Raw genomic sequence first — 22,445 nt, forward strand, 5'->3', positions numbered from 1 at the left:
CGTCAGCCCTCGAACTGCCAGACGGTGCGCCCGTCCACGACGGTGCGCAGCGGGCGGCCCTGGACGGGGCGGTCCTCGAAGGGGCTGTTCTTCGACTTCGACTTGAAGGCCGCCACGTCCACCTTCCACGGCACGTCCAGGTCGAAGGCGATCAGGTCGGCGGGCGCCCCCTTGGCGATGCGGCCGAGCGGCAGGCCGAGGAGTTCGGCCGGCTTCACGGTCACGCAGGCCAGCGCCTTCAGCAGCGGCATGGCGCCCTTGTGCACCAGTTCCAGCGTCAGCGGGAACAGCGTCTCCAGCCCGATGACGCCGCAGGCGGCCTGGGCGAAGGGCAGGCGCTTCTGGTCCTGGTCCTGCGGCGTGTGGTCGGACGCGATGGCGTCGATGGTGCCGTCGGCCAGACCTTCCACGATGGCCCGGCGGTCCATCTCGCCGCGCAGCGGCGGGGAGACCTTGGCGAAGGTGCGGTAGTCGCCGACGTCCGTCTCGGTCAGGGCGAAGTAATGCGGGGCGGTGTCGCAGGTGACCTTCAGCCCGCGCGCCTTGGCGCGGCGGATCAGGTCCACCGACTCGCCCGTGGTGACGTGGGCGAAGTGCAGCCGGCCGCCGGAGAGTTCGAGCAGGCGCAGGTCGCGCTCGATCATGATGATCTCGGCCTCCCGCGGGATGCCGACGAGGCCGAGGCGGGTGGCGCGCTCACCCGAATTCATCATGCCGCCGCTGGCGAGGCTCGGCTCCTCCGGATGCTGGACGATCAGCTTGTCGAAGGTGCGGGCGTAGCTGAGCGCGCGGCGCATCGCCTTGGCGCTGGCGATCGCCTTGGTGCCGTCGGTGAAGGCCACGGCCCCGGCGCGGGACAGCAGGCCCATCTCGGTGATCTCGTTGCCCTCGGTCCCGCGGGTGGCGGCGGCGTAGGCGAAGACCTTGACCAGACGCACCTCGCGGGCGCGCCGGGCGATGAACTCCAGGCTCGCCACCTCGTCGGTCACCGGGTCGGTGTTGGGCAGCAGGACCACGGCGGTGATGCCGCCGGCCACCGCGGCGCGCGACGCGCTCTTGATGGTGTCCTTCTCCTCCTCGCCGGGCTCGCCGATCAGGACGCGCATGTCGACGAGGCCGGGGGCGAGGCACTGGCCCTGGAGGTCCACGACCTCGATCCCCTCCGGCACGCCGTCGGCGAACAGCGACGGGCCGAAATCGGCGATCTTCGCGCCGTCGGTCAGCAGGTCGCCCCGCTGGTCCAGGCCGCTGGCGGGATCGAGCAGGCGGGCGTTGCGGTAGGCGACGCGGGCGTTGGCGTTAGACATCGGTGCCCCGGCGGTCTCGGGTGAGAAGGTCGAGCACGGCCATGCGGACGGCCACGCCCAGCTCCACCTGATCGAGGATCATGGAGCGCTTGAGGTCGTCGGCGACCTCCGAATCGATCTCGACGCCGCGGTTCATCGGGCCGGGATGCATGACCACCGCGTGCGGCTTCGCCACCGCCAGCTTCTCGTAATCGAGGCCGTAGAAATAGAAGTACTCGCGGGTCGAGGGGACGTACTGGCCGCTCATCCGCTCGGTCTGGAGGCGCAGCATCATCACCACGTCGGCGTCCTTAAGGCCGGTCGCCATGGAGTGGTGGATCTCGACGCCCAGCCGGTCGATCTGCGAGGGGATCAGCGTCGGCGGCGCCACGACGCGGACACGGGCGCCCATGGCGTTCAGCAGGTGGATGTTGGAGCGCGCGACGCGGCTGTGCAGGATGTCGCCGCAGATCGCCACGATCAGCCCGTCCAGCCGGCCCAGGCGGCGGCGGATCGCCAGCGCGTCCAGGAGCCCCTGCGTCGGGTGCTCGTGATGGCCGTCGCCCGCGTTGATGACCGAGCAGTTGACCTTGTCGGCCAGCAGCTTCACCGCCCCCGAATCGGCGTGGCGAACGACCAGCGCGTCGAGGTGCATGGCGTTCAGCGTCATCGCCGTGTCGATCAGCGTCTCGCCCTTCTTCACCGAGCTGCCGTCCGACGACATGTTGATCACGTCGGCGCCGAGCCGCTTGCCGGCCAGCTCGAAGCTGGTGCGGGTGCGGGTGGAGTTCTCGAAGAAGAGGTTGACGATCGTCCGCCCGTCGAGGAGCGACGACTTCTTCGAAGGCTGGCGGTTCTGCTCGACGTAGCCGTCGGCGAGGTCGAGGATGGTGGTGATCTCGCCTGCCGTCAGCCCCTCGATGCCAAGGAGGTGGCGGTGCGGGAAAACCGTCGTGGAATGGGGCGATCCGGTCATGGGCCGCGACTATAGGAGCGGTCCCGGACGCCCGCAAGCGCGCCCTATGACCTTTTCCTACAGGTAGGCTATGAGACGCCCGCAGGCCAGGGCGCCGACCCACAGCGTGAGCGAGGCGGCGCCCGCGAACCGGGCGCCCGGCGGGGGACGGTCCGACAGGCTCCAGTCCGCCATGCGCCGGCCGGCGAGCCGGTGGAAGGCCAGAATGTTCAGCAGGGCCAGACCGATCAGCGCCAGCTTCGCCAGGAAGGCCGGGTTGCCCGCCAGCGCCGTCGCCTCCGTGGTGAAGAGGAGGAGGCCGGTGGGGATCGCCAGAGCGAAGCCGGCCACCGCCACCGGAAGCAGGAGACGCGCCAGCGCATCCGCCGGCAGCAACGGCGCCCGAACCCCGATCAGCCTGAGGTCGAAGGCCAGGATTGCCCCCACCAGAAGCGCGAACCCGAGGATGTGCGTGATTTCCACCAGCGGGTAGAGCCAGACCGACTGGCGCAGCGACTCACCGAGCCCGGACGTTTCCAGGGCGACGAGCCAGCCGAGGCCGGTGGGGCCGAGATCGTGGTCCATGCTGCGACCGGGCGCGGGGGCGGCCGTCAGCGCAGCTCGATGGTCCTGTCGGCGGCCGTGATGCGCTCCGCCCGCAGCTCCGCCGGGTCGGACTTGGCGGGATAGCCGACGACCGTCACGGTCTGGCCGGGCTTGATCGAATCGGCGGGCAGGCCGCGCGTGCTCATGCGGCTGGGCGGGGCGAGCACGACGTGCCAGACCTTGCCGTCGGCCTGGAGGTTCAGCATGGCGTGCGGGTTGTCGAAGGCGATCTGCTGCACGGTGCCGGTCAGCGTCATCTCCTGCCCCGACTCATAGCCGCCCCAGCCATGGTGGGCGGCGGCGGGCCAAGCCAGCGAAGCGGACAGCAGGGCGGCGAGGGCGAGCGGACGTGCGGGCGTCATGGCGCAACCTTTCCCGGTCAGGCATCTGTTCAGGCGTCTGGGGAAGAGGTTGTGGCGGGCACGCCCCCGGACAAGGCCCGGCTGTGCTTGGCGTCCGGTCCGGGGACGGGATCGCCGGCGGCCTCCTCGAACAGCCAGTCGCGGAACGCCTTCACCTTCGGGCGCGAGAAGTAATGGGGCGGGGCGGCGACGTAGTAGGCGTAGTTGCCCGGCAGATGGACGTCGAACAGCCGGACCAGCCGCCCGGCGGCGACATCGTCCGCCACCAGGACGCCGCGGGCCAGCGCCACGCCGCCACCCTCCGCCGCCACCTGGAGCAGCAGCGCCGAATCGTCGAAGCGCGGGCCGCGGGCGTGGTCCAGCCCGGCGATCCCGGCGGCCTCGCCCCAGGTGCCCCAGGTGATGAAGTAGTCGTCGTGGAGCAGCGTGTGGTGGCGCAGGTCCTCCGGGCAGCGCAGCGGGCGGGGGCCGTCGAGAAGCGACGGGCTGCACACCGGATAGATGTCCTCGGTCATCAGCCGCTCGCACCGCAGGCCGGGCCAGTTGCCGGCGCCGAAGCGGATGCCGATGTCCACGTCCTGCTGGGTGAAATCCACGAGCTGCGGGGTGGTGTGCAGCCGCACCTCCAGCTCCGGATGGCGGGCTTGGAAACGGCCCAGCCGCATGACCAGCCACTTCGCGGCGAAGCTGGGCATGGTCGAGATGGTCAGCGCGCCGGACCCGTCCATGCGGAACAGCCGCTCCGTCGCGTGCGACAGCGTGTCGAGCGCGTCGCGCACCGGCGGCAGGTAGGATTGCCCGGTCTCGGTCAGGATCAATGCGCGGTTCATCCGGCGGAACAGCGGCATGCCCAGCCATTCCTCCAGCCCCTTGATCTGGTGGCTGACCGCGGCCTGGGTGACGTGAAGCTCCTCCGCCGCCTTGGTGAAGGACAGGTGCCGGGCGGCGGATTCGAAGGCGCGCAGGGCGTTCAGCGGCGGCAGGCGTCGGGCCATGGAGCGACTCCGGGACACGGGATTCGGATTAGTTTTCCTAATCCAAACTATGAGAAAGCGTCGTTTGTGCGCAAGGACCGGGTGGCCCATCCTTCTCTCACGGAACACAGTCCGGACCGTCGGACGACAAGCTCCGACGACAGCCGGACACACGAGGAGACGCGGTCATGGCCCAGAGCATGAATGACGGCATGGATGGCAGCATGAACACCCGCACCGACGCGCAGGAGCGGCCCGGCCAGGGGATTGGCCAGGGGATTGGCCAGGGGATTGGTGGTGTGGTGGTCGCCCTGTTCGACACGGTGGCCACCTGGAACGAGCGGCGGCGCCAGCGGCGCGCGTTGGAGGCTTTGCCCGATCATCTGTTGCACGACATCGGCCTGTCCCGCGCCGACGCGGTGACCGAGGCTGACAAGCCCTTCTGGCAGGGCTGACTCACCCCTATCGAGCAAACCCCTATCGAGCAAACCAACGGGAGCGGTTCGATGAGCGACGGCGGAGGAGGTCTGACGGGCGGGTGCCTGTGTGGTGGCGTGCGCTACGATGTGGCCGAGCGGCCCATGGGGGTGGTGAACTGCCACTGCGGCCAATGCCGGCGCTTTCACGGCCATTTCGGCGCCTACATCACCATCCCCCGCGACGCGGTGGAGTTCGAGAAGCAGGACACGCTGTCCTGGTACCGTTCCTCGGCCAAGGCGCAACGTGGATTCTGCGCGCGCTGCGGCTCCTCGCTGTTCTGGAAAGGCGATGGCGAGGCGTTGCTGGACATTGCCGCCGGCAGCCTGGACCAGCCGACCGGCCTGACGACGCTGCGGCACATTCATGTGGCGGACAAGGCGGACTATTACGCCATCGACGACGGGTTGGAGCGCTTCCCCGAAGGCGCACCGGAGCCGCCGTAAATCGGACGCCTCGAAAAACCGTAGCGTTGCCAGCGTTCTGGTGATTCCCTTGGCTTGAGGGCGACGGAGGACGGGACATGGCCGGTCAAGCTGGGCTGTTCGATCTTCAGGACCGCTACGCGGAGTTGAGCAAGAGCGGGGATCCACTGGAACGGCTGTTGTCGGTGGTGGACTTCGAAGTGTTTCGCCCGACGCTTGACGCGGCCCTGGAACGCAAGGATCGCTCCCGGGGCGGCCGGCCGCCACTGGACGCGGTGATGATGTTCAAGATCCTGGTGCTGCAGGCGCTGTATGGGTTGTCGGACGAACAGGCCGAGTATCAGGTGCGCGACCGGCTGTCATTCATGCGGTTCCTCGGCCTGGGGTTGGGCGACCGGGTTCCGGATCGCACGACGATCTGGCTGTTCCGCGAGGCGCTGGTGACGGCGGGAGCGATGGAGGGGCTGTTCGCCCGCTTCGACGCGGCTCTGAAGGAGCGTGGCTACTTCGCGCTGGGCGGCCAGATCATCGACGCGTCCATCGTGGAGGCGCCCCGGCAGCGGCTGACCCGGGAGGAAAAGCGCCAGATCCGTGACGGGGAAGACCCGCCCTGGCCGACGGCCAAGGCGCGCCAGAAGGACACACAGGCGCGCTGGACGGTGAAGCGGGGGCGGGTCAAGGCGAAGCCGGGACCGACGCTCGACGGGTCCGAGGCGCGCATGGTGGAGGGACTTCTGATCCCGGCGTTCGGCTACAAGTCGCACATCACCATCGACCGCCGGTTCCGTCTGATCCGGCGCTTCATCGTGACCGACGCGGCGCGGCACGACGGCGCGCAGTTGCCGGGCCTGCTCAACCCGGACGCTTTCGACAGCCGGGTATGGGCGGACAGTGCCTACCGCTCGAAGGCCAACGAAGCGGCCATCACGGCGGCGGGGCGCCGCAGCATGGTGCATTTCCGCAAGCCGAAGGGCCGGCCGATGCCGGAGCCCCACCAGCGTGCCAACCGCGCCCGCTCGGCAGTGCGCTCGGCCGTCGAGCATGTGTTCGCCGACCAGAAGGCGCGCATGGGGCTGTTCATCCGCACCATCGGCCTGGGGCGCGCGACGGTTAAGATCGGCCTCGCCAACCTCGCCTACAATTTCCGACGCCTGATCTGGCTTGAGGGGCGAACTGCGCCCGTATAGCGCCAAAACCGCCGCATATTTCCGCCTTTTCAGCCAAAACCGAGAGTTCAGTCCCCAAAAAACGCCGCCTTTTCAGCCGCGTGCCCCCTCGTCGGCATCAACACGCGCTTAGGGGCGGTTTATCGAGGTGTTCGGTCGGCGTGGCGGCCTGCGTCGGGGCCACATGGATCGGCGGTGGAGTCGCTGGCACAATCGAACTGCTGGAGCGCAGCCTGCGCCGTGGCGGAATCATCCTCATCGGGGAGCCCTACTGGCGGCGCCTGCCGCCGACGGACGACGTCGCCAAGGGATGTCTTGCCCGGGCGGTTTCCGACTTCCTCACGCTTCCGGGCCTGCTCGCGTCCTTTCGCCAGCTTGGCTGCGACGTCGTTGAAATGATGCTGGCCGATCAGGACGGATGGGATCGCTACGAGGCGGCCAAATGGCTGACCATGCGCCGGTGGCTCGAAGCCAATCCCGACGACGAGCTTGCGCAGGATGTCCGGGATAAGCTGACCTCGGAGCCCGAGCGCTACGCCACCCACACGCGTGACTATCTGGGGTGGGGCGTGTTCGCGCTGATGAGGCGTTGATGGGGCCTTACTGCTGAGGGAGCCTCACTACGGTCGTGACGGCCCCTATCCCGCCAAGGCGACGACCAGCGGCAGCGTGGCGGCGGAGGCGAGGGTCTGGACGGTGATGATGCCGGCTACGAGCGCGTGGTCGCCGCCCATCTGCCGGGCCAGGACGTAGGAACTGGCCGAGCAGGGCAGGGCGTTGAACAGCACGGCGATGGTCAGCGGCAGCCCGTCCACCCCCAGCCACAGACCGGCCAGCGCCGTCGCGGCGGGGACCAGCAGCAGCTTCAGGACGCTGGACAGCGCCACGCCGAGCCCGGCGCCGCGCGCCGCGGCGAGGTCCAGCCCGGCACCGACCGACAGCAGCCCCATGGGGAGGGCGGCCCGCGCCAGGATGCCGACCACGTCCCCGACCACCGGAACACGGCCGACCCCGCTCAGGTTCAGGGCGGCGCCGATGGCGACGGCGATGATGATCGGGTTCCGCAGAATGCCAGAAACGACCGCGCCGACGCCGCTGCGCTGCGCCGCTCCGTCCGCCACCCGCCCATAGCGCACCATGGCCGTGACGCAGAGCAGGTTGACCAGCGGCACCACAACGGCGATGCCCACCGCCGTCAGCGTCAGCCCGGCGGATCCGTAGAGCGCGGCGGCCCCCGCCAGACCCACATAGGTGTTGGGCCGGATCGCCCCCTGGAAGACCGAGGTGAAGGCCGGGCCGTCCAGCCTGATCGGGCGCCGGACGGCAAGCGCCAGGATGGCGCCGGCGAAGATCCCCGCCGCCATCGTTCCGCCCATCGAGCCCATGGACAGCGCGCGCAGGTCGGTGCGCGTCAGTTCGTCCACGATCAGGCAGGGAAAGAACAGAAGATAGGTCAGCCGGTCGAGCGACGGCCAGGCGGATTCAGGGATCACGGCGCGGCGGCGCAGCCCCTGGCCGAACAGGATCAGCAGGAAGATCGGGGCCAGCGCCCCGGCGATGGGCAGCATGGGGCCGTCAGGCGTCCCCGTCGCCGCCGCTGTTGCCGCCGGTGTCGTTGTCGTACTCGTCGCGCTCCCGCTGCTCCCGCTCCATGCGGCGGATGTGGGCCAGCGCGTCCAACGCGCCCTGCAGGATGTAGGCGGCGGCCATCTTGTCCACCACCTCGTCCCGGCGCTTGCGGGTCATGTCGGCCTCGCCGATCATGAAACGCTCGACCGCGGAGGTCGATAGCCGTTCGTCCCAGAAGGCGATCTCGGCGTCCCAGCCCAGCAGGTCGGACCGCTCCATCAGGTTCTTGGCGAAGGCGCGGGTGGATTCGGCGCGCGGCCCCTCCGACCCGTCCATGTTCAGCGGCAGGCCGATCACCAGCCCGCCGATCCCGTAATCGCGCAGCGTCCGCGACAGCTCGCGGGCGTCCTGGGTGAACTTCGTGCGCTTCAGCGTGCCGATCGGCGAGGCGACGACGAAGTTCGGGTCGGACACGGCCATACCGACGGTCTTGGTGCCGACGTCGAGGCCGAGCAGGCGCTGGCCACGGCCCAGGCGGGCGGCCAGTTCGGGAAGCGTGTGGATCATGCCGCGAACCATAGAAGCCGCGCGCCGGAACGGCAAGCCCGGCGGAGGCGTTGCGCGATGCGCCAACGCCGCCGAACGGCGGCTTGTGTCCCTTTCCCACGCGCTTATTGTGGCACATGCGTATTCCGGAGTTCCCCCATGCCCAGCGCCACCCCCGTTCCGGGTCCCGCCGCACTCAGCCACCGCCCCTTGGCGGATGCCGACATCCCGCGCATCTGCGGCTTCGCCCGCGACCGGGAGGAGCTGTATTTTTTGTTTCCCCGCGCGACGTGGCCGCTGACTCCGGAACAGGTGCGCGACTCCCTGGCCGTGCGCCGCGATCCCACAGTGGTGCTGCGCGGCGGCGAGGTGGTCGGCTACGCGAACTTCGCGATTTTCGAGGCGGGGCGAACCGCCAGCCTGGGCAACGTCAGCGTGGCGCCCTGGGCACGGCGGTCGGGTGTGGCGAAGCATCTGGTGTCCACCATGATGGATCGAGCCTTCGTCCATCATGGCTTGCCGGAACTCCGGCTGCGCTGCTTCAACACCAACACGCCGGGACTTCTTCTCTACGCCGCGCTGGGATTCGCCCCGATCGCTGTGGAGGAGCACAAGGCGCCCTGGGGCGACCGGCTCGCCCTGTTCACCCTGCGCCTCGACCGGGAGGGCTGGGCCGCAGGGCGTGGCGACGGGTGACGCGGCCTGACCGTCGGTGTCGGTGGTGCCCTGGGCGGCGGCTCTGGACGTTGCCCGACGCCCACCCGTCCACCGGCGCTTTTCCGACATGCCCATCACATCGGCGGTCTTGCGGATGTGGAGTTCGCCGTTCCGGCGAACGGTCCTCCGCTGCTGGTCGTGCTGCGGCGCGGAGCCGTTGATCGGTGCGCCGGCGACCCGCTGCATCCCCTCCTGTTGCGGATCGCTCAGCCGAGGCAACGCGAGGGTGTTGAACAGGGCCACGGCGGCGAAGCCCGCCACGCCGATGCAAAAGGAGCCGATGCCAAAGGAAAGGACGGTTCACCAGCGTCGGTGATGCCGTCATGGGGGCATGCCGGGCTGGGTGCGCCAGGGTCCCCTTGATGAAAATTCAATTGGTATGGTGAGCCGTATGATAGGGAAGCCGCGCCCAACCATGCCGCATCCCCTTCTCGCAGGGACTCATCGCCCCCGGTCCGCGGGCGCGCGCCGCTGGAAGGGATATCCCTGAATCATTGCGGTAATAGAATTCGGGTGATAGCTTCCAAGCCGTTTTTCCAGACGTTTCGGAAGAGAGTGGAAGGCATGTCGCTCGACAAGGCCACCGTGGCCAAGATCGCGCATCTGGCCCGCATCAAGGTGCCGGACGATGAACTGGATCACCTGGCGGGTGAGCTGAGCCAAATCCTGACCTTCGTCGAACAGTTGGGCGAGGTCGACACGCAGGACGTGCCGCCGATGACCAGCGTGGCCGCGCAAACCCTGCGCCGCCGCAAGGACGAGGTGACCGACGGCGGTTACCGCGACGCCGTCCTCTCCAACGGCCCGGAGACGGCCGAAGGCTTCTACGTCGTTCCGAAGGTGGTCGAGTGATGACCGGTCTTACGCATCTGACCATGGCGGCGGCCCTCGACGGCCTCGCCAAGAAGGAATTCACCGCGGTCGAGCTGACCGAGGCCCACGTCAAGGCGGTGGAGACGATCCGCCCGCTGAACGCCTTCATCACCGAGACGCCAGAGCAGGCGCTGGCGATGGCCAAGGCGTCGGACGCCCGCCGCGCCAAGGGCGAGGCGGGCCCGATGGAGGGCCTGCCGATCGCGGTGAAGGACCTGTTCTGCACCAAGGGCGTGCTGACCACCGCGGCCAGCCACATCCTCGACGGCTTCAAGCCGGAGTATGAGTCCACCGTCACCAGCAACCTGTGGCGCGACGGCGCCGTCATGCTGGGCAAGGTGAACCTGGACGAGTTCGCCATGGGCTCGGCCAACATCACCTCCCACCACGGCAACGTGATCAGCCCGTGGAGCCCGGGCGAGGTCGGCAACTGGTCGCGCCAGATCGTTCCCGGCGGCTCGTCGGGCGGTTCGGCCGCGGCGGTGGCCGCGCGCGCCGCGCTGGGCGCCACCGGTACGGACACCGGCGGCTCGATCCGCCAGCCCGCCGCCTTCACCGGCATCGTCGGCATCAAGCCGACCTACGGGCGCTGCTCGCGCTGGGGCGTGGTCGCCTTCGCCTCCTCGCTGGATCAGGCCGGCCCGATGACTCGCACGGTCGAGGACGCGGCGATCATGCTGCGCTCGATGTGCGGCTTCGACCCGAAGGATTCGACCTCGGTCGACATGGCGGTGCCGGACTTCCGCGCCGCCCTGACCGGCGACATCCGCGGCCTGAAGGTCGGCATTCCCAAGGAATACCGGGTGGAGGGCATGCCCGCCGAGATCGCCGCAATCTGGGACCAGGGCATCGAATGGCTGAAGCAGGCCGGCGCCGAGCCGGTGGAGATCAGCCTGCCGCACAGCAAGTACGCGCTGGCCACCTACTACATCGTCGCCCCGGCCGAGGCGTCGTCGAACCTCGCGCGCTACGACGGCCTGCGCTACGGCCTGCGGGTCGAGGGCGCCAGCCTGAAGGACATGTACGAGAACACCCGCGGCGCCGGCTTCGGCAAGGAGGTCCGCCGCCGCATCCTGATCGGCACCTACGTGCTGTCGGCGGGCTATTATGACGCCTACTACAACAAGGCCCGCCAGGTGCGCACGCGCATCAAGTGGGACTTCGACGAGGCGTTCAAGACGTGCGACGTCATCCTGACGCCGACCGCGCCGAGCACCGCCTTCGCCATCGGCGAGAAGATGGACGACCCGATCCAGATGTACCTGAACGACGTGTTCACGGTCCCGGCCTCGCTGGCCGGCCTGCCGGGCATGTCGGTTCCGGCGGGCGTCGGGTCGGACGGGCTGCCGCTGGGGCTGCAGCTCCTGGGCCGGCCCTTCGATGAGGAGACCGTCCTGCGCGTCGGTCAGGTCATCGAGAAGGCCGCCGCCGTCACCGCCACCCCGCCGTTCATGGCCTGAGCCGGACGAGAGAAGAGACCGATGTCGTACATTCAGGGCGAAACGGGCGATTGGGAAATCGTGATCGGGCTGGAGGTCCACGCCCAGGTCATCTCGAACGCCAAGCTGTTCTCCGGCGCCGCCACCGCCTTCGGCGCGGAGCCGAACAGCCAGGTCAGCTTCGTCGACGCCGCCTTCCCCGGCATGCTGCCCGTCATCAACGAGCATTGCATTGAGCAGGCGGTGCGCACCGGCCTGGGGCTGAAGGCGCAGATCAACCTGCACTCGGTGTTCGACCGCAAGAACTACTTCTACGCCGACCTGCCGCAGGGCTACCAGATCAGCCAGTATCTGCAGCCCATCGTCGGCAAGGGCGAGATCGTTCTGGACCTGCCGGACGGCTCCTCCCGCACGGTCGGCGTGACCCGCCTGCATCTGGAGCAGGACGCCGGCAAGTCGCTGCATGACCAGCATCCCGCCAAGACCTACATCGACCTGAACCGGTCGGGCGTGGCGCTGATGGAGATCGTGTCGGAGCCGGACATGCGCACCGCGGAGGAGGCCGGCGCCTATGTGCGCAAGCTGCGCTCCATCCTGCGCTACCTCGGCACCTGCGACGGCAACATGGAGGAAGGCTCCATGCGCTGCGACGTCAACGTGTCGGTGCGCAAGCCGGGCGCGCCCTTCGGCACGCGCTGCGAGATCAAAAACGTCAACTCGATCCGCTTCGTCATGCAGGCGATCGAGTACGAGGCGCGCCGCCAGATCGAGATCATCGAGGAAGGCGGGAAGATCGACCAGGAGACGCGTCTGTGGGACACGACGAAGTTCGTGACCCGCTCCATGCGCTCCAAGGAGGAGGCGCACGACTACCGCTACTTCCCCGATCCGGACCTGCTGCCGCTGGAGCTGGATCCGGCGTGGGTGGAGGACATCAAGCGCACCCTGCCGGAGCTTCCGGACGACAAGAAGGCCCGCTTCATCAGCGAGTACAAGCTGTCGCCCTACGACGCCAACGTGCTGGTGTCGGAGAAGGCCCGCGCCGACTTCTTCGAGGCGGTGGCCAAGGGCCGCGACCCGAAGCTGGCCGCCAACTGGGTCACCGGCGAGCTGTTCGGCTATCTGAACAAGGCCGGCAAGGAGATCGAGGAGAGCCCCGTTTCGGCGGAGAATCTCGGTGGCCTGATCGACCTGATCGCCGACAACACCATCTCCGGCCGCATCGCCAAGGAGGTGTTCGAGGCGATGTTCGAAACGGGTGAGAAGCCCGCCGACATCGTCGAGAAGAAGGGCCTGCGCCAGGTCACCGACACCGGGGCCATCGAGTCGTCCATCGACGCGGTGCTGGCGGCGAACGCCGACAAGGTGGCCGAGTTCCGGTCGGGCAAGGACAAGCTGTTCGGCTTCTTCGTCGGTCAGGTCATGAAGGCGACGCAGGGCAAGGCCAACCCGGCCCTGGTCAACGAAATCCTGACGGCCAAGCTGAAGGGCTGATCGTCAACGGCGGTGACGCCGCGCCGGAACACGGTGCGGCGTCATAGCCATTGATTTTGTTCTCCCGTCGGTTTCAATTGGAGCCGGCGGGAGGCCCAATGATTGCAGATTCGCTGAGGGTAGCGCTTTTCGCGCTGTTCGCCGGTCTCCTGGCCGGATTTCTCGCCGGCTTGCTGGCGGCACGGCGCGTGGCGGAGCGAACCCCGGTCGACAAAACGGCCACCGCGTCCGCGGCGACGGAGGATCGGCTGCGCGCTATCCTGGACACCGCGCCCATCGGTGTCCTCATCAACACGCGCGACGGCGACAATCTCTATCACAGCCCCAGCGCCGCCACCTGTTTCAAAGTCAGCGGCGAGCGGTTGCAGCGCGACGGCATGTGGCCGCTCTACCATGACCCGCTGGACCGCAGGACGGCCATCGACCGCCTCTACGCCGAGGGCCGCTTCAACGGGCAGGAGGTGTTGCTGCGCCGTGGCGACGGCGAAACCTGCATGGGGTCGCTGAGTTCGACCGTCATCGATTTCGAGGGGCAGCGCTGCCACATCAGCTGGTTCTACGACCTGACGGAGCAGAAGAAGGCCGACGCGGTTCGCCGCGATCTGGCTGACCGCTTGGAAATGGCCCTGGACGCCACCGGCGCGGCGGTGTGGGACACCGACATCCCGCGGGGCACCTGCTGGTGGTCCGACAGTTTTCCGCGCATGCTTGGCTACGCCGAGCCGCCGGAGATGCCCGCCGATTTCTGGGAGATGCGCCTGCATCCCGATGACCGGCAGCGCGTGCTGACCACCATCGACGCCCATCTGCGCGGCGAGACCGCGGCCTACGCCTATGATTACCGGCTGCGCCGCGCCGACGGCGGCTGGATGTGGATCGCCGCGCAGGGGCGGGCGATTCGCGACTCCGCCGGCCGGGCGGTGCGCTACGTCGGCATCATGACCGACATCACCGAGCGCCGCCGCCAGGAGGAGGAGGTCCGCGCCGGCAAGGAACGGCTGCTGCGGATACTGGAGGCCAGCCCCATCGCCGTGAACATCACGCGCCGCGACGGTCTTCTCGTGTTCTGCAACACGCAGTCGGAGATCATTCTCGGCCGGTCGCGCGACGACCTTCTGCCGATGCCCGCCGAGCGGTTGTACGCCGATCCGGCGGACCGCCAAGCGCTGATCGACCGCTTCGAACGGGAGGGGCCCTTCCGCGACGCCGAGGTGCGCTTCCGCAAGCCGGACGGAACGGTCGTCTGGGTGCTGTCGAGCTGGGGCGAGATCGAGATGGACGGCGAGCCGGCGCTGCTGACCTGGCTCTATGACATCAACGACCGCAAGGCGGCGGAGGCGGCCATGATGGCCGCCCGCGACGAGGCGGAGCGCGCCCTGGCCGACCTGCGCGCCGCCCAGGAGAGCCTGATCCAGGCGGAGGCCATGGCCTCGCTGGGCCAGCTGGTGGCCGGGGTGGCGCACGAGATCAACACGCCCATCGGCATCGGCCTCACCGCCGCCAGCCACATCGCCGAACAGGCCCGCGACCTGCGCGTCCGGTTCGATTCGGGCCAGTTGAAGAAGACCAATCTGGCCGAGTATCTGGACACGGTGACGGAGGCCGCGCGCCTGCTGGTGTCGAACATGAACCGGGCGGCGGCGTTGGTGCAGAGCTTCAAGCGGGTGGCGGTGGACCAGACCTCCGGCGAGCGGCGCACCTTCGATCTGCGCATTTACGTCGACGAAGTGCTGTTCTCCCTGCGGCCCCGGCTGAAGCGCACGCTGGTGGCGGTGGAGGTGGATTGTCCGGAGGGGCTGGAGATGGACAGCTTTCCCGGTGCGTTGAGCCAGGTTCTGACCAACCTCGTGATCAACGCGCTGATCCACGCCTATGGCGAGGACCAGCGGGGAACGATCCGCATCGCGGCCCATGCGGATGGCGACGATCACGTCGTCATCGAATTTTCCGACGACGGGTTCGGCATTCCCGACGATCATCTGCCGAGGGTCTTCGAACCCTTTTTTACGACCAAGCGGGGCGAGGGCGGTTCGGGTCTCGGGCTGCACATCGTTCACAGCACGGTGACCGGCGTGCTGGGCGGCACGGTGGCGGTCCGGTCGGCGGCCGGGCAGGGGACGGGCTTCACCCTGCGTTTGCCGCGCCGCGTCGCCCGGGAGACGGTTCCGGCGGCCGTTCAGCCGCCCGAACCGGGGCCGGCGGTGCCCGTCTGACGGCGGCCCGGCCGCCGAAGGCGTGCATCAGGCGTGAAGGTCCTGGAACTGCAGATGCTTGGGACGGCGGCCCCGCCGCTTGGGTGGAGTGAAGGCGGCGGTGGCGCCGCTTTCCCCCCGCACCTCGGCTTTCAGCTCCTGAACGCAGCGCAACAGCAGTTCCTTCTCGCGCAGATCCTCGCGGTCGGTGATCTCCAGGCAGCTCAGCTTGATCTCGACCAGATCGATCAGCGTTTCGGCGCAACGACGTGACAGGCTCATGGCGTCCCCCCGACCAAGGATTGCGATCGCGTTCTGGTGGTAAGCTACCTGTGATTTTCTAAAAAGTACATAAAATTTTATACAGATTTCGATCTTTCGTAGCGTGATCACATTTTTGGAGAGTAAGCGTTGACAGGCCCCATCCGGATCGTTAGAACGCACCCACGCCAGCGGCGCCACAGAGCGCCGCCTCGGCAGGAGGGGTGGCCGAGAGGCTGAAGGCGGCGGTTTGCTATACCGTTATAGGGGCTCAAACCCCTATCGTGGGTTCGAATCCCATCCCCTCCGCCACTTATTTTAAATCAAGCGATTAGCGTTGATTTTGCGGTTTCTCCTGGGGCTACAACCCGGGAGAAACCGCTATGTGTGTGCCGGGATTTGTGCCGACACGGTTCGGCACGTACCCAAGATAGATCTCCGTCGTCTTCACGCTGCTGTGCTCCAGATGCTTGGACAGGGCGTAGATGTCCCACTGTTCTGAAGCGCCCGAATCGCAAAACCGTGCCGCAGATCGTGGCAGCGAAAGGGGCGGAACGGTGTGCCGGCGACAAGCCGATGGTGGGTGGCAACGTTCGCTTGGACTTCTGCGCGCTCGGCGTTACGGGGGATGCTGACGTCACGCGAGAGGCGATCTACGCAGCGCTGAAGAGAACGCCCGGCTTAAAGCGGATTGTCGCTGAGTATAGACGGAATTTTGGCTGGCCTGAGCGGTTGGAGGAAGACACAGCTGAAGGACCGCGCGCCATGGGCCAGCCATATTCCTCCGATCTGCGCGAACGGGTTCTGCTGGCTTATGAGCGCCACGAGGGCGGCCCCGAGTTGCTGGCGCGGCGCTTCCAGATCAGCCGAGCCTGCGCGTACAACTGGGTGCGGGCCGCACGCCTTGAGGGGCGGCGGGTCGCCAAGCCGCATGCCGGCGGCGTACCAGCCAAACTGGACGCGGAGGGCGTGAGCGTGCTGCGGGCCTTGGTGCGGGAGGATAATGACGCGACACTGGCACAGTACCGCGACCGGTTGGCCGCACGCACCGGCATCGCGCTGAGCCCGGCGGTGGTGTGCCGCACCTTGAAGCGGCTGGGGTTGGCGCGCAAAAAAAGACGCTGAGGGCCAGCGAGCAAGAGCGCGCGGATATCGCCGCGGAACGCGCGGCCTACCGGGACGATGCGGTGGTCCATGAACCGGCGCGTTTGGTTTTCCTCGATGAAACCGGCATCAACACCCAGATGACGCCCACCCAGGCCCGGGCGCCGCGCGGCCAGCGGGCGCTCGGATCCGTGCCCTGTGGGTCGTGGCACCGCGTCACGGTGCTCGGGGCGTTGAGCGCCGAAGGCATGCTGGCCGCCATGAGCATCGAGGCGTCCACCTCCTCGGCCGTGTTTCTCGCCTTTGTCGAGCAGGTGCTCTTGCCCGTGCTTCGGCGCGACAAACCCGGCGCCGTGGTCGTGATGGACAACCTTTCCGCTCACAAGCGGGCCGATATCCTCGCCGCCTTTGAGACGGCGGGGATCCGTGTCCGCTTCCTCCCGCGCTACTCGCCCGACCTCTCGCCCATCGAGCCCGGCTGGGCCAAGCTCAAAGGAATCCTGCGCGCCAAGGAAGCCCGCACCGTCGAGGCCCTCAACGAGGAACTCGGCCCAGCCCTCAATGCGATCACCGCTACCGACGCCAAAGCGTGGTTTAAGCTATGCGGCTACCCGAATCTAAACTGAACCGAAATCCGCTTTAGCCGGCGCCACCGACGTCTGACCCTCGTCAGGCGTCAATCCAGAACTCGCGGATGAGCCGGTGGACAATCATCTCGTCCATCGGCGCATCGAAGCGCATTGCTCCCAACTCGCCCGTCGGCCTCATCCGCCACGCAACGGCGCTGCAACCGACGGAATCCTGCAGCGACACCTGGGCGACCGGCAGCGAGGCATCGGGCGGCTCAACAACCACGAAAAGCAGGCCGGGGCGCGCGGTCGTCGCCTGAAGCGTCTCAAGCATCGGGCGGAAGCGCTGGAGGTTTTCAATCCCCGGCGTGACCACGACGAACAGCGTCGGGTCGCCCAGCCCCATCACCTTCCGCCACCGCTCCACTCGGTCCCGCAGCTTTGCGCGCACGGCCTCGTCAGCAAGGTCGTGGTGCGGGAACATGTCGCCCAGGCCATAGGCGGCCCGAAAGCCGGCGTGCTCGTGCCCGTCGTACATGGTGCCGTCCAGATAGAGGCGGAAGTCGTCCTCAAGGCAGAATCGCGCGACCGCCGGGGGGAAGCGCACCCAATCGAAGGGCGAGGCCCATCGCCGAAGCCCGGCACGCGCGAGATGGGCCGTGGTGAAGCAGTGCGACCCCAGCGCGACGACGTGACGAGCAGGCCGCCCGTCGATGCTCCGGACCGCCGGCATGGCCGCCTGGAAATGCGGGACCAGCAAAGACGCGCCCTCAGGGGACTGCCGGAAGGCTCGCATCATGTCGGCGAGGCTGTAGGCGTCGCCGATGTCCAGGTGGCCGAGATGGTGATCGACTTCCCACCGGTCCGGCTCCCGCCCCAGCAACCCCACATAGCACGCATGGACGAATGTCGGTCTTAAGTCGATTGCTTCCGGCATGTCTCGCCTCCCATTCGCGCACATTTTTGGTCCGCAACCTCCTCTCGTCCAGCACCAGGGCGCGGCTTCTCGTTTTCAGAAACGAAAGGATCATCGTGAACCCCACGCCCTCCGGCGCGACTCCGCTGCGCGAGATCCACCCCGACGCCCTGGCTCTCGTCCGCCAGTCGGAGGGGCTTTACCTCACCGCCTATCTGTGCCCCGCCGGCGTGCCGACCGTCAGTTGCGGCCACACAGCAGGCGTGCGGATGGGCCAGGCGATCACTTGGCTCAAGGCCGAGGTCTTCCTGCGCGCCGATATGACCGACGCTGCCCGTGACGTCGGCCGGTTGATCAAGGTGCCGATCACCGATCGGCAGCGCAGCGCCCTGGTCTCCTTCGTGTTTAACCTGGGGGCCGGCGCGCTGCAGTCCTCGACCCTGCTGCGCCTGCTGAGCGGGCACGATTATGCCGGGGCGGCGGCCGAGTTTCCGAAATGGATCACCGGACGTCCGGCAGCCGAGCGCCACCGCGGGCATAGATCTGCTGTGGCGCGCAAAGCGCGTCGAGCTGCACCACGACGGCCCCCGGCTGGCTGTTCAGCCCCATCCAAGCATCGTAACCGACAATCTCGCCCCGCCGGATGTCTCGATACAGACCGTAGGTGAGATAACGCACGTCGGACACCGGTATCCGCACCCCGGCGAGGGATGACGCAACGACGTGATTGCATGGATTTGAGCTTAGGCGATCCAGCGCGTTCACTGCGCCGGGTTCCGGGGCGGCCTGCGGTGGCGGGCTGAGATTGGCGCAGGCTGCCATGAGCAACGCCGACGCGACGGTCCCACACCGAACCGCCGCCGTGATGGATTTGGATCGTCCGGCCCTCTGCTGCCTCACAGCTCTGTCCTCCAGTCCTGCACTCTCACTCATCAAGGGCAACAGACGCGAGGTCGCCCTGTCCCAGGCGATGAGATGAACGCCTGCTGTATAAACAAAAAATATTTGTAAATTTCCTCTACACAAATCTACTTAGAAAGTAGATTTCAATTGACGAAGCGTCACAAGATTGGTGTGATCTGGGTGTCGATCAACCCTGGCGCGTATTCTTGGGAGGCTTCAATGACAGCGGAGGTGAAACGCATCGGTTCCACCATGGGACGGGCCCTTCTCGGCCTGACCCTGGCGGTGGGCGTGGCCCTTGTCCCAACTAGCGGCGCGCGGGCCGAAGCGACGGAGGTGACCATCGCCATCCAATACGGGCTGAGCTATCTGCCCCTGATGGTCGCCAAGAATCAGGGGCTGATCGAACAACACGCCGCGGCGGACGGAATCGGGCCGGTCAAGGTCAACTGGCTCGTCCTGAACGGCGGCGTGGCCGCCAACGACGCGCTGCTGAGCGGCAACGCGCAGATCGTCTCCGCAGGCATCTCTCCGCTTCTGGCGGCCTGGGACAGGACACGGGGCGGCATCGGCGTGAAAGCCATCTCGGGGCTGGACTCCTCCGCCTTCTGGATCAACAGCAACAACCCCGACGTCCGCAGCATCCGCGACCTGACCGGGAAGGATCGCATCGCGGTCCCGGCGGTGAAGGTGTCGATCAACTCGGTCATTCTCCAGATCGCCGCGGAGAAGGAGTTCGGGCCGGGGCATCATTACGATTTCGAAGCGTTGACGACGCCACTCAGCCCGCCGGACGCGACCGCGGCGCTGGTTTCCGGCAAGACGGAAATCACCGGCCACGTCACCACGCCGACCTACGGCACCCTTCAACTCGCCCACCCGAACGTCCATCGCATCTTCAATTCGCGCGACCTCATCGGCGAAGCGACTCTGGTGCTGAGCTACACCACGCAGAAGTTCCACGACGAGAACCCGAAACTCACCGCCGCCGTGGTGAAGGCGATGGGCGACGGCTTCGCGCTGATCAAGCGCGACAAGGCCGAAGCCGCCCGCATCTATCTGGCCGAGGAGCGCAGCAAGCTGACCCAGGACGAGGTTGTGGCGCTGCTGAACAACCCGGACATCAGCTATTCGCAGATCCCGCACAACACCGGCGTGATCGCCGATTACATGCACCGGGTCGGTTCGATCAAAACCAAGCCGGCCTCGTGGAAGGACTACACCCTCCCGATCCTGCACAGCGAAACGGGAAGCTGAGCCATGGCCAGCAACCGTGAACCGCCGGCGGCACCGGTCTGCCTGTCCCTTCCCGAGGCCATGGCGCTGTGGCTGCTGATGCCCGACCCCGGCGAAGCCGATCCGTCGCTCGATCCGCGCCGTCTCCACACCCTGTCGGTGGCCCTCGTGCTGCTGGCCTTTGGTGCCGTCGCGCTGCTCGCCTGGTTCCGAGCCGCCTGACACCACCGGCGCTTCCGCCTGTCCATTCCTTCCGTCTTCCCAAAGGAGCCCGTCCGATGAGCCTTCCCAGCGGTTTCGACATCAAGCCCATCAATGGCAACATCGGCGCCGAACTGCGCGGCGTCACCCTGTCCGGCGATCTGCACCCGGCGGTGCTGAAAGCGATCCAGGACGCCGTCTATGAGCACAAGGTGATCTTCGTTCGCGACCAGCACCATATCGACGACACCCGGCAGGAGGCGTTCGGGCGGTTGTGGGGCAAGCTGGTGGGCCATCCGACCGTCCCGTCGCTCGGCGGCACCGAAGGCATTCTGGACGTGGACGGCTCCCGCGGAGAGCGAGCCAGTTCCTGGCACGCCGACATCACCTTCCTCGACGCCTACCCCAGCATCACCATCCTGCGTCCCCACGAGTTGCCCGACCGGGGCGGGGACACGCTGTGGGGCAACACGGCGGCTGCCTACGCCGAACTGCCGGAGCCGCTGCGCGAACTGGCCGACAAGCTGCGGACGATCCACACCAACCAGTACGATTACGTGGGTGACCGTGGAAACGTCCGCGAGGATGGGCTGAAGCGTTTCAACGAGGTCTTCACCTCCACCGTCTACGAGACGGAGCACCCGCTGGTCTCCGTGCATCCGGTCACCGGCGAGCGCACGCTGCTGGTCGGGCATTTCCTGCAACGGCTGATCGGTTTCGGCACCTCCGACTCCAACCGGTTGATCGGCATTTTCACGGACCACGCCACCCGTCCGGAAAACACGGTGCGCTGGCACTGGTCGCCGGGCGACGTGGCGATCTGGGACAACCGGGCCACCATCCATCGCGCCGTCGACGACTATGGCAACCGTCCGCGTGTCGTGCGCCGGACGACGGTGGCGGGTGACGTGGTGGTCGGCGTGGATGGCCGTCCCAGCGTGACCCGGGTTCTTGGCCGCAAGCCGAGCATCGCCGCCTGATCGTCTCGCCGGCACCGGCATGGGGTCCCTCCACGCCGGTGCCGGCGTTTCCCGACTTAAAAACACTATAAAATACTGTTGTTTATGGCAATTTTCCTTGTTGAAACGTTCGTGGAATCATGATGTCATTTTCCTACTAGAGATTAGGTAAAATTTAGCGGAGGTTCGTATGGTCAACCCTGGACGTGTCATCCGCCGTGCGCTCTGCGCCTTGGCCGGGCTGGGGCTTGCCGCCACAGCGCTGGCCGGTCCGGCGGCGGCGGAAGGCCGGATACGGATCGCCGAACAGTACGGGCTGGGCTATCTGCCGCTGCACGTGCTGCGCCATCAGAACCTGATCGAGAAGCACGGCAAGGCGCTGGGCCTCGACATCACCGTGGAGTGGGTGCAGCTCTCCGGCGGCGCGGCGATGAACGACGCGCTGCTGTCGGACAGCATCGATCTCGGCTCGGCCGGCGTTGGTCCGCTGCTGACCATCTGGGACCGCACCAAGGGCAACGCCAACGTCAAGGCCATCGCCGCCTTGAACAGCATGCCGTTGTTCCTGACCACCACCAACCAGACCGTCAAGACGCTCAAGGACTTCACCGACAAGGACAAGATCGCCCTGCCGGCGGTGAAGGTCGGCGTCCAGGCGCGCGTGCTCCAGATGGCCGTGGAAAAGGAGTTCGGGGAAGGCAAGTTCGACGCGCTCGACAAGCTTACCGTCTCGCTGCCGCACCCCGACGCCACCGCCGCCCTGTTGTCGGGCTCGTCGGAAATCACCGGCCACATCTCCGGCCCGCCGTTCCAGTACCAGCAGCTGCGCGACCCGAAGATCCACAAGGTCTTCAGTTCCTACGACGTGCTGGGCGGGCCGCACACCTTCAACCTGATCTGGGCGAAGGAAGCCTTCCGGACCAAGAATCCCAAGACCTATCAGGCCTTCCTCGGCGCGCTGAAGGAGGCGATGGACGTCATCAACGCCGACCATTCGGCGGCGGCGGACATCTATCTGGCGCAGAACCGGGGCGACCTCGACAAGGCCTTCGTCGTCGGCATCCTCGACGACCCGGACAACCAGTTCACCGTCGCCCCCGCCCGCGTCGGGGCTTTCGCCGACTTCATGCACAAGGTCGGCGCCATGAAGAACAAGCCAGCCTCCTGGAAGGACCTGTTCTTCGAGGACCTGCACGCCGAAACCGGGAGCTGATC

24 protein-coding genes, 1 tRNA gene and 1 pseudogene are annotated in these 22,445 nt (G+C 67.3%); 17 read left to right on the forward strand and 9 right to left on the reverse strand.

Features of this window, described 5'->3' with window-relative positions; translation table 11 throughout:
* Window positions 1-2: 2 nt before the first annotated feature.
* From pyrC to ABVN73_RS15945, 5 genes are read right to left on the reverse strand one after another with little or no spacing between them, the layout of a single operon-like run.
* Window positions 3-1,307 carry a dihydroorotase gene (gene pyrC, locus ABVN73_RS15925; protein WP_353860604.1) on the reverse strand — a complete coding sequence of 435 codons (1,305 nt, stop codon included), beginning with the start codon at window positions 1,305-1,307 and terminating at the stop codon, window positions 3-5.
* A complete protein-coding gene (locus ABVN73_RS15930) occupies window positions 1,300-2,262 on the reverse strand; it encodes an aspartate carbamoyltransferase catalytic subunit (protein WP_040134332.1) in 963 nt (320 codons plus the stop codon). Before ABVN73_RS15930 ends, pyrC begins: the two co-directional genes overlap by 8 nt.
* Window positions 2,263-2,319: 57 nt before the next feature.
* Window positions 2,320-2,826 carry a hypothetical protein gene (locus tag ABVN73_RS15935; protein ID WP_353860605.1) on the reverse strand — a complete coding sequence of 169 codons (507 nt, stop codon included), beginning with the start codon at window positions 2,824-2,826 and terminating at the stop codon, window positions 2,320-2,322.
* A 26-nt stretch (window positions 2,827-2,852) separates the two neighbouring features.
* The gene (locus ABVN73_RS15940) at window positions 2,853-3,209 is read right to left on the reverse strand and encodes a DUF6152 family protein (RefSeq protein ID WP_353860606.1); all 357 of its coding nucleotides are present in this window, start codon (window positions 3,207-3,209) and stop codon (window positions 2,853-2,855) included.
* A 29-nt stretch (window positions 3,210-3,238) separates the two neighbouring features.
* Window positions 3,239-4,204 carry a transcriptional regulator GcvA gene (locus tag ABVN73_RS15945; protein WP_353860607.1) on the reverse strand — a complete coding sequence of 322 codons (966 nt, stop codon included), beginning with the start codon at window positions 4,202-4,204 and terminating at the stop codon, window positions 3,239-3,241.
* Window positions 4,205-4,371: 167 nt separating this feature from the next.
* Between ABVN73_RS15945 and ABVN73_RS15950 the strand changes: the two genes are divergently transcribed.
* The 4 genes and pseudogenes from ABVN73_RS15950 to ABVN73_RS15965 form a co-directional block, all read left to right on the forward strand.
* Window positions 4,372-4,638: a DUF1127 domain-containing protein gene (locus ABVN73_RS15950; RefSeq protein ID WP_353860608.1), complete on the forward strand. Its 267-nt coding sequence runs from the start codon at window positions 4,372-4,374 to the stop codon at window positions 4,636-4,638.
* Between the two features lie 51 nt (window positions 4,639-4,689).
* Complete coding sequence (locus ABVN73_RS15955; RefSeq protein ID WP_353860609.1) at window positions 4,690-5,106, forward strand: GFA family protein; 417 nt, start codon at window positions 4,690-4,692, stop codon at window positions 5,104-5,106.
* Window positions 5,107-5,183: 77 nt separating this feature from the next.
* Window positions 5,184-6,272 (forward strand): IS5 family transposase, encoded by a 1,089-nt coding sequence (locus ABVN73_RS15960; protein ID WP_353860610.1) that lies wholly within the window; start codon window positions 5,184-5,186, stop codon window positions 6,270-6,272.
* A gap of 137 nt (window positions 6,273-6,409) precedes the next feature.
* A pseudogene (locus ABVN73_RS15965) lies at window positions 6,410-6,844 on the forward strand (SAM-dependent methyltransferase); the annotation flags it as partial.
* A 45-nt stretch (window positions 6,845-6,889) separates the two neighbouring features.
* Here ABVN73_RS15965 and ABVN73_RS15970 read toward each other — a convergent pair.
* Both ABVN73_RS15970 and ruvX read right to left on the reverse strand, forming a co-directional pair.
* Window positions 6,890-7,819, reverse strand: coding sequence for an AEC family transporter (locus ABVN73_RS15970; protein ID WP_353860611.1), 930 nt, complete (start codon window positions 7,817-7,819; stop codon window positions 6,890-6,892).
* Between the two features lie 7 nt (window positions 7,820-7,826).
* Window positions 7,827-8,387: a Holliday junction resolvase RuvX gene (ruvX, locus tag ABVN73_RS15975; RefSeq protein WP_353860612.1), complete on the reverse strand. Its 561-nt coding sequence runs from the start codon at window positions 8,385-8,387 to the stop codon at window positions 7,827-7,829.
* A gap of 138 nt (window positions 8,388-8,525) precedes the next feature.
* Between ruvX and ABVN73_RS15980 the strand changes: the two genes are divergently transcribed.
* From ABVN73_RS15980 to ABVN73_RS16000, 5 genes are all read left to right on the forward strand, one after another.
* A complete protein-coding gene (locus tag ABVN73_RS15980; protein WP_353860613.1) occupies window positions 8,526-9,062 on the forward strand; it encodes a GNAT family N-acetyltransferase in 537 nt (178 codons plus the stop codon).
* A 585-nt stretch (window positions 9,063-9,647) separates the two neighbouring features.
* Window positions 9,648-9,935 carry an Asp-tRNA(Asn)/Glu-tRNA(Gln) amidotransferase subunit GatC gene (gene gatC, locus ABVN73_RS15985; RefSeq protein ID WP_014198426.1) on the forward strand — a complete coding sequence of 96 codons (288 nt, stop codon included), beginning with the start codon at window positions 9,648-9,650 and terminating at the stop codon, window positions 9,933-9,935.
* Window positions 9,935-11,416, forward strand: coding sequence for an Asp-tRNA(Asn)/Glu-tRNA(Gln) amidotransferase subunit GatA (gene gatA, locus ABVN73_RS15990; protein ID WP_059399295.1), 1,482 nt, complete (start codon window positions 9,935-9,937; stop codon window positions 11,414-11,416). The genes gatC and gatA overlap by 1 nt, the downstream gene beginning before the upstream one ends.
* Window positions 11,417-11,437: 21 nt before the next feature.
* Entirely contained in the window at window positions 11,438-12,889 is a 1,452-nt protein-coding gene (gatB, locus tag ABVN73_RS15995) for an Asp-tRNA(Asn)/Glu-tRNA(Gln) amidotransferase subunit GatB (protein ID WP_353860614.1), read from the forward strand.
* A 98-nt stretch (window positions 12,890-12,987) separates the two neighbouring features.
* Window positions 12,988-15,102, forward strand: coding sequence for a PAS domain S-box protein (locus ABVN73_RS16000; RefSeq protein WP_353860615.1), 2,115 nt, complete (start codon window positions 12,988-12,990; stop codon window positions 15,100-15,102).
* Window positions 15,103-15,129: 27 nt separating this feature from the next.
* Here ABVN73_RS16000 and ABVN73_RS16005 read toward each other — a convergent pair whose 3' ends face one another.
* Window positions 15,130-15,363 (reverse strand): hypothetical protein, encoded by a 234-nt coding sequence (locus tag ABVN73_RS16005; RefSeq protein WP_353860616.1) that lies wholly within the window; start codon window positions 15,361-15,363, stop codon window positions 15,130-15,132.
* 197 nt (window positions 15,364-15,560) lie between these two features.
* Between ABVN73_RS16005 and ABVN73_RS16010 the strand changes: the two genes are divergently transcribed.
* The 3 genes from ABVN73_RS16010 to ABVN73_RS16020 all read left to right on the forward strand — a co-directional run bounded on the left by ABVN73_RS16010 (window position 15,561) and on the right by ABVN73_RS16020 (window position 17,072).
* Window positions 15,561-15,654: transfer RNA gene (locus tag ABVN73_RS16010), tRNA-Ser, on the forward strand.
* Window positions 15,655-16,107: 453 nt separating this feature from the next.
* Window positions 16,108-16,467, forward strand: coding sequence for an IS630 transposase-related protein (locus tag ABVN73_RS16015; protein ID WP_353857512.1), 360 nt, complete (start codon window positions 16,108-16,110; stop codon window positions 16,465-16,467).
* Entirely contained in the window at window positions 16,419-17,072 is a 654-nt protein-coding gene (locus ABVN73_RS16020; RefSeq protein ID WP_353857768.1) for an IS630 family transposase, read from the forward strand. Before ABVN73_RS16015 ends, ABVN73_RS16020 begins: the two co-directional genes overlap by 49 nt.
* Window positions 17,073-17,115: 43 nt before the next feature.
* On the opposite strand, the gene ABVN73_RS16025 is transcribed toward ABVN73_RS16020, so the two are convergent.
* Complete coding sequence (locus tag ABVN73_RS16025; protein WP_353860617.1) at window positions 17,116-17,952, reverse strand: DUF1796 family putative cysteine peptidase; 837 nt, start codon at window positions 17,950-17,952, stop codon at window positions 17,116-17,118.
* Window positions 17,953-18,047: 95 nt separating this feature from the next.
* Between ABVN73_RS16025 and ABVN73_RS16030 the strand changes: the two genes are divergently transcribed.
* The 5 genes from ABVN73_RS16030 to ABVN73_RS16050 all read left to right on the forward strand — a co-directional run bounded on the left by ABVN73_RS16030 (window position 18,048) and on the right by ABVN73_RS16050 (window position 22,443).
* Entirely contained in the window at window positions 18,048-18,599 is a 552-nt protein-coding gene (locus ABVN73_RS16030) for a lysozyme (RefSeq protein ID WP_353860618.1), read from the forward strand.
* A 466-nt stretch (window positions 18,600-19,065) separates the two neighbouring features.
* Window positions 19,066-20,091, forward strand: a complete 1,026-nt coding sequence (locus ABVN73_RS16035) for an ABC transporter substrate-binding protein (RefSeq protein ID WP_353860619.1) — start codon at window positions 19,066-19,068, stop codon at window positions 20,089-20,091.
* Window positions 20,092-20,094: 3 nt separating this feature from the next.
* Window positions 20,095-20,292, forward strand: a complete 198-nt coding sequence (locus ABVN73_RS16040) for a hypothetical protein (RefSeq protein ID WP_353860620.1) — start codon at window positions 20,095-20,097, stop codon at window positions 20,290-20,292.
* Between the two features lie 56 nt (window positions 20,293-20,348).
* Window positions 20,349-21,251, forward strand: a complete 903-nt coding sequence (locus tag ABVN73_RS16045) for a TauD/TfdA family dioxygenase (protein ID WP_353860621.1) — start codon at window positions 20,349-20,351, stop codon at window positions 21,249-21,251.
* A 169-nt stretch (window positions 21,252-21,420) separates the two neighbouring features.
* On the forward strand, window positions 21,421-22,443 hold the full coding sequence (locus ABVN73_RS16050) for an ABC transporter substrate-binding protein (protein WP_353860622.1): 1,023 nt from the start codon (window positions 21,421-21,423) through the stop codon (window positions 22,441-22,443).
* Window positions 22,444-22,445 lie beyond the last annotated feature (2 nt).

Source organism: Azospirillum formosense, assembly GCF_040500525.1.
Lineage (GTDB): Bacteria > Pseudomonadota > Alphaproteobacteria > Azospirillales > Azospirillaceae > Azospirillum > Azospirillum formosense_A.